This window comes from Rhizobium freirei PRF 81, assembly GCF_000359745.1.
GTDB classification, from domain to species: Bacteria; Pseudomonadota; Alphaproteobacteria; order Rhizobiales; family Rhizobiaceae; genus Rhizobium; species Rhizobium freirei.
On the sequence record NZ_AQHN01000031.1, the window covers coordinates 1 to 4,345 of the forward strand.

General features: G+C 63.6%; 4 protein-coding genes. All 4 read left to right on the forward strand.

What is annotated here, in order from left to right; all coding sequences use genetic code 11:
- A partial coding sequence (locus RHSP_RS07970; protein WP_037150474.1) for an ABC transporter substrate-binding protein occupies positions 1-1,195 on the forward strand: 1,195 nt, incomplete at its 5' end.
- Positions 1,196-1,294: 99 nt separating this feature from the next.
- Positions 1,295-2,245 (forward strand): carbohydrate ABC transporter permease, encoded by a 951-nt coding sequence (locus RHSP_RS07975; RefSeq protein WP_037150481.1) that lies wholly within the window; start codon positions 1,295-1,297, stop codon positions 2,243-2,245.
- On the forward strand, positions 2,242-3,201 hold the full coding sequence (locus RHSP_RS07980) for a carbohydrate ABC transporter permease (RefSeq protein ID WP_037150477.1): 960 nt from the start codon (positions 2,242-2,244) through the stop codon (positions 3,199-3,201). The genes RHSP_RS07975 and RHSP_RS07980 overlap by 4 nt, the downstream gene beginning before the upstream one ends.
- A 4-nt stretch (positions 3,202-3,205) precedes the next feature.
- Positions 3,206-4,321: an ABC transporter ATP-binding protein gene (locus RHSP_RS07985; protein WP_004112627.1), complete on the forward strand. Its 1,116-nt coding sequence runs from the start codon at positions 3,206-3,208 to the stop codon at positions 4,319-4,321.
- Positions 4,322-4,345: the final 24 nt, after the last annotated feature.

Consider the following 4,345-nt stretch of genomic DNA (forward strand, 5'->3'; position numbering starts at 1 on the left):
TGCGGCGGACGTGAAGGAAGTGCAGATGCTGCACTGGTGGACGTCCGGCGGCGAGGCGGCGGCGCTGAATGTCCTGAAGCAGGACCTGTCGAAGGAAGGCTATGCCTGGAAGGACGTTCCGGTTGCCGGCGGCGGCGGCGATGCGGCGATGACGGCGCTGAAGGCGATGGTGGCGGCGGGCAACTATCCGACCGCGTCGCAGATGCTCGGCTATACCGTGCTCGACTACGCCCAGGCCGGCGTCATGGGCGACCTGACGGAGACGGCGAAGAAGGAAGGCTGGGACAAGGCGGTGCCGCAGGCGCTGCAGAAGTTCTCGGTCTATAACGGCAAGTGGGTCGCCGTTCCGGTCAACGTCCACTCGGTCAACTGGCTGTGGATCAACAAGGCGGTCATGGACAAGATCGGCGGCAAGCAGCCGAAGACCTTTGACGATCTGATCGCGCTGCTCGACAAGGCCAAGGCGGCCGGCGTCGTGCCGCTGGCGCTTGGCGGCCAGAACTGGCAGGAAGCGACGATGTTCGATTCCATCGTCATGTCGACCGGCGGGCCGGAGTTCTACAAGAAGGCCTTCAACGATCTCGACGCGGCCTCTTTGAAGTCCGACACGATGAAGAAGTCCTTCGACAACCTGGCCAAGATCGTCAAGTATGTCGACCCGAACTTCTCCGGCCGCGACTGGAACCTGGCAACGGCGATGGTCATCAAGGGCGATGCGCTCGTGCAGGTCATGGGCGACTGGGCCAAGGGCGAGTTCGTCGCCGCCAAGAAGACCCCGGACAAGGACTATCTGTGCTACCGCTTCCCCGGCACCGAAGGCAGCGTGATCTACAACTCCGACATGTTCGGCATGTTCAACGTTCCGGCCGACCGCAAGGCGGCGCAGGTAGCGCTGGCGGCCGCGACGCTGTCGAAGAGCTTCCAGTCGGCCTTCAACGTCGTCAAGGGCTCGGTCCCGGCCCGCACCGACGTGCCGGATACCGCCTTCGACGCCTGCGGCAAGAAGGGCATGGCGGACCTGAAGGCCGCCAATGCCGACGGCAAGCTCGTCGGCTCGCTCGCCCAGGGCTATGGCGCCGCACCGGCGATCGCCAATGCCTATAAGGACGTCGTGTCCAAGTTCGTCCACGGCCAGATCAAGACCTCCGACGAAGCCGTCAAGCAGCTCGTCCAGGCGATCGACGACGCGCGCTAAGCGCGGGCCGTTCCCCGGCCGTTCCTCCTCCCCGCCGATAAGCGGGGAGGACCATGACCAGCACCATGCCCCTTGAAGGCCCTTGAAGGGATGACCATCATGAGCACCGTCGCCAGCACGGATCCCATTCTCACGCGTCCAGCCCGGCGCGCCTCGATGCGCACGCGCCTGCAAAACGCATTGCCGCAGATCGTCCTTGCCCCCAGCTTCCTGCTGACGATCATCTTCGTCTACGGCTTCATCGTCTGGACCGCCTATCTGTCCTTTACCAATTCCAAGACCTTTCCCTCCTATGGGCTGACCGGCGCCCGTGCCTATCAGCGGCTCTGGAACTGGACCTTCGAGAGCGATCCGCCGTCGTCGTGGTACACCTCGATCACCAATATGGGCATCTTCGGCGTCCTTTATGTCGGCATCTGCCTGGCGCTCGGCCTGCTGCTGGCGATCCTGCTCGACCAGAAGATCCGCGGCGAGGGCATGCTGCGGCCGATCTTCCTCTATCCGATGGCGCTGTCCTTCATCGTCACCGGCGTTGCCTGGAAATGGTTCCTCGATCCGGGGCTCGGCCTCGAACAGACCTTGCATCAGTTCGGCTGGACCAGCTTCCACTTCGACTGGATCAAGAACAAGGATTTCGTCATCTACACCGTCGTCATCGCCGGCGTCTGGCAGGCGTCCGGCTTCGTCATGGCGATGTTCCTGGCCGGGCTGCGCGGCATCGACAGCGAGATCATGAAGGCCGCCCAGATCGACGGCGCCTCGGCCTTCCAGCTCTATCGGCGGATCATCATCCCGCTCCTGCGGCCGATCTTCCTGTCGGCCTTCATCGTGCTGGCCCATATGGCCATCAAGTCCTACGACCTCGTCGTGGCGCTGACCTCGGGCGGGCCGGGCGGCTCGGCATGGCTGCCGTCGAACTTCATGTACGAATACACCTTCAAGCGCAACGAGATGGCCGTCGGCTCGGCCAGCGCCATCATCATGCTGATGACCATCTCCGCCATCATCGTCCCCTACCTCTATTCCGAACTGAAGGAGAAGGCGCGATGAGCACCGTCGTCCACACCACGCCGGCACACGCCGCAGGCAGCCATGCGAGCGGCAACAGAGGCCGCTTCATCAACCGGACCGTCATCTACGGCCTGCTTGCGATCTTTGCCGTCCTCTATCTGATGCCGCTGTTCGTCATGATCGTCACCTCGCTGAAGACGATGGACGAGATCCAGAACGGCAATATGCTGGCGCTGCCGCAATCGCCGACGCTCGAACCCTGGGCCAAGGCCTGGGGCGAGGCCTGCGTCGGGCTGACCTGCAACGGCATCAAGGGATACTTCTGGAACTCGATCAAGATGGTCGTGCCGGCGGTCGTCATCTCGACCGTCCTCGGCGCCCTCAACGGCTATGTGCTGACCAAGTGGCGCTTTCCCGGCCATACGCTGGTCTTCGGCATGATGCTGTTTGCCTGCTTCATTCCGTTCCAGTCGGTGCTGCTGCCGATGGCCACCATCCTTGGCAGTCTCGGCCGCTTCGGCAACTCGCTGCGGGACACGATCGGCGTCTCGTTCGGCTTCGGCAACTCGACCGTCAACCTGGTCATCGTCCACGTCATCTACGGGCTCGGCTTCACCACCCTGTTCTTCCGCAACTTCTACGAGGCGTTCCCGAACGAGCTGGTCAAGGCCGCGCAGATCGACGGCGCCAGCTTCTTCCAGATCTTCCGCCGCATCATGCTGCCGAACTCGCTGCCGATCATCGTCGTCACCGTCATCTACCAGTTCACCAACATCTGGAACGACTTCCTGTTTGCCTCCGCCTATGCCGGCACCGGCGATTCCATGCCGATGACGGTGGCGCTCAACAATGTCGTCAACACCTCGACCGGCGTGGTCGAATACAATGTCAACATGGCCGCCGCCATGATCGCCGCGCTGCCGACCCTCCTCGTCTACATCGTCGCCGGCCGCTACTTCGTCCGCGGTCTGATGGCTGGCGCAGTCAAAGGATAATCAAATGGCCTTCCTTCAAATATCCGGTCTGAGAAAGCGTTACGGCTCGCTGGAGATCCTCAAGGGCATCGACCTCGACCTCGAACAGGGCGGCTTCCTCGTGCTCGTCGGCCCGTCGGGCTGCGGCAAGTCGACGCTGCTCAACACCATTGCCGGACTGGAATCGATCACCGAGGGCGACATCCGGGTCGATGATCACTCCATCGCCGACCTGCATCCGTCCAAGCGCGATATCGCCATGGTGTTCCAGAGCTATGCGCTCTATCCGAATATGACGGTTGCCGGCAACATCGCCTTCGGCATGGAGATGCGCGGCGTTCCGGCCGAGGAGCGCAAGGCGGCGATCGAGAAGGTCGCCAAGGTGCTGCAGATCGGCCATCTGCTCGACCGCAAGCCGAGCCAGCTGTCCGGCGGCCAGCGCCAGCGCGTCGCCATGGGCCGGGCGCTGGTGCGCGATCCCAAGCTGTTTTTGTTCGACGAGCCGCTGTCCAACCTCGACGCCAAGCTGCGCGTCGACATGCGCATCGAGATCAAGCGCCTGCACCAGTCGACCGGCAAGACCATCGTCTACGTCACCCATGACCAGATCGAGGCGATGACGCTGGCGACGAAGATCGCCGTGATGAAGGACGGCGTCGTGCAGCAGTTCGGCACGCCGGCCGAGATCTACAACAATCCGGCCAACATGTTCGTCGCCGACTTCATGGGCTCGCCGGCCATGAACCTGCTGTCGGGCACGATCGAGCGCGGCAGTAACGGCCTTCTCGTCTCGCTCGACCGTGCCGCCGGCGCGGCGATCAAGCTTCCCGTCGCCACGGACAAGCAGGCGCTCGAGGCCCATGCCGGCCGTCAGGTCGTCTTCGGCATCCGCCCCGAGGCGCTCACCGATCCCGAAGGCGCCGACCGCAACGCCCGTACGCTGGCCGAGAACGACTGCCTGATCGAGGTCGTCGAGCCGGCCGGCTCCGACACCTTCGCCGTCACCAAGCTCGGCGGTAAGGAGGTCGTCGCCCGCCTGCGCGCCGACGCCCGCATCAGCGCCGGCCAGCACGCCCGCCTCGCCTTCAACCTCGACAAGGCCGTCTTCTTCGATCCCCAGACACAAGCCAGGATCGCCTGAGCCACGGAGTTGTGATGAACGACG

Excerpts from the sequence above, each read along its gene's own strand:
- RHSP_RS07980 (WP_037150477.1), top strand. The coding sequence starts at position 2,242 with ATGAGCACCGTCGTCCACACCACGCCGGCACACGCCGCAGGCAGCCAT.
- RHSP_RS07975 (WP_037150481.1), top strand. The coding sequence starts at position 1,295 with ATGAGCACCGTCGCCAGCACGGATCCCATTCTCACGCGTCCAGCCCGG.
- RHSP_RS07985 (WP_004112627.1), top strand. The coding sequence starts at position 3,206 with ATGGCCTTCCTTCAAATATCCGGTCTGAGAAAGCGTTACGGCTCGCTG.